Consider the following 1,908-nt stretch of genomic DNA (forward strand, 5'->3'; position numbering starts at 1 on the left):
GTCCGAGTCCGGCGGGGACGGCTGGTCCTCGTCCGACGGCCGCGGCCCGTCCCAGCCCGACAGGCAGGCCGCAGGCCGGTCCAACCCGGACAGGGGCGGACCTGTTCCATCCTGCCCGGCCCTACCCGCCACCCTCCCGGGCCAGCGCCCCCCGGCACACCCTCAACAACCCCTCGTCCTCATGGATATCGTGGCTGTCGCAGCCGCCCGAGTCGGCCCGATGCCGGCGTGGGGACGTGAGCTCCGCTCGCAGCAGGTCGTGCAGGGGCGCTCCCGTGGGACCCAGCGCTGCCACGCACCCGGCGATCGTCGTGCGGGTGTGCGGGTGCTCCGCCCATGCGGCGCGGAGGACGGGAAGGACCTGGTCCTGTTCCGGCTCTCCGGTGATCCGCCACACCGCGCAGGCCGCCGCGACCCGTTCCGACGCTTCGCCGGAGCCGGTCATCCGGCGCAGCGCCGGCAGGGCGCTACGGGCGGCCGTCGGCCCCAGTCGTCCGAGTACGTCCGCGGCGGCCGAGGGCCCATACCGGCCCCTTCCGCCATCCGTCAGCTTGCGGAGCAGTACGGGCACGACGGCACCCGCCTCACTCGTGACCGACCACAGCGCGTCCGCGGCGGCGACGGCGCAGTCCGTCTCCAGCAGCCCGCGCAGATCCGGTATCGCCTCGTGCGCGGCGCTGCCCAGCGCCCCCAGGGCACGGACCGCCGCCCCCGTGACGGCGTCGCGCAGCCGCAGCCCGTCCGGTATGCCACGCAGCAGGCGCAGCACCGACGGCACGGACTCGGCGTCGCCCAGTGCCGTGAGGGCCGACAGCAGGGGAACGGCCCGCTCATGCGTGTCGGGGCCGTCGAGCGGTACGCGGGCGAGGCGTCGCCGCAGAGCGGGGGCGAGCGGTGCGGCAGCGCGGCCCAGATGGGGTATCACCAGCCCCAGGTCATGCGGTACGACCGGGCCTGCCAGCACCTCGGCCAGCACCGGCGTGGCCCGCGCGTCCCCGGCCCTGGCCAGTGCCTTGAGCGGGCCGCCCAGCGTCGGCGCCCCCCGCTCCCCGTGACGTACGCGAAGCTCGGGACGGCAGGCCACCAGGGCGTGGAGATGGTCCGCGGCCGGCAGGGCCAGTTCGAAGAGCTCCACCAGGACGGCTACCGCCGCGTCGTGCAACCAGCCCTCCTCGGCGCCCAGTTGGGCACCTATGAGGGCGACCGGCTCCGCCACGTCGGCCCGCCACTCGCGGAACAGCCCGGCCGACATCCACACGGCGTTGCACCGGTCGAGGGGATCCGGACTGGTCAACTGCCCGCACAGCAGGGCGACCCGGTCGGCCACCCGGCCGCCGAGCGCGGAGTGCAGGGTCCGCAGCAGCCGGGAGCCCTCCTCGTCCGAGGGACGCAAGCGGCGCAGCCGCCCGGCGAGCGTGTCGGCACCGGGACCGTCCTGCGCGAGTCTCTCGCAGCCGCGCTGCCCGGACCTGTCCCGCAGCAGCCGGACCACCGTCGGTGCGAGATCCGCGGGAAGCAACTCCGGGGCACACTGCGCCAGCTGGCCGAGCGCGGCCAGGCGCAGCCCCGGCCCGTGGGGCGGCGCGCTCAGCGCCGCCAGCAGGTCCACGGCCCGGGCGGCGTGGGCGTCACCGGCCGGCAGGTGCCGCCGTGCGAACAGGCCGAGGCCCTCGGCCAGGGCGAGCAGGACCCGGTCGTCCCGCTCCACGGTGATCCGCTCCCGGAACAGGGCGAGCACACGCGCCGGCCGGTCGAGGAACCGCACGAGCGCCTCCGGAGCCGCCCGGCGTACTCCGACGTCCGCGTCCCCAGCCAGCCGTACGAAGACATCGGCACCCGCGCGCAGGGCGGCACGGACCTTCACGGCGAGATCATCGGGCACACCCCCGCCTCCGCCAAGCCCACCCC

Annotated in this window: 1 protein-coding gene; it reads right to left on the reverse strand. The window is 76.1% G+C overall.

The window, feature by feature from the left end:
• Positions 1 to 121 precede the first annotated feature (121 nt).
• The coding region (locus CA983_RS43195) for a PBS lyase (protein WP_086606059.1) at positions 122 to 1,908 on the reverse strand (1,787 nt) is incomplete at its 5' end.

The organism is Streptomyces swartbergensis (assembly GCF_002148965.1).
Classification (GTDB): domain Bacteria; phylum Actinomycetota; class Actinomycetes; order Streptomycetales; family Streptomycetaceae; genus Streptomyces; species Streptomyces swartbergensis.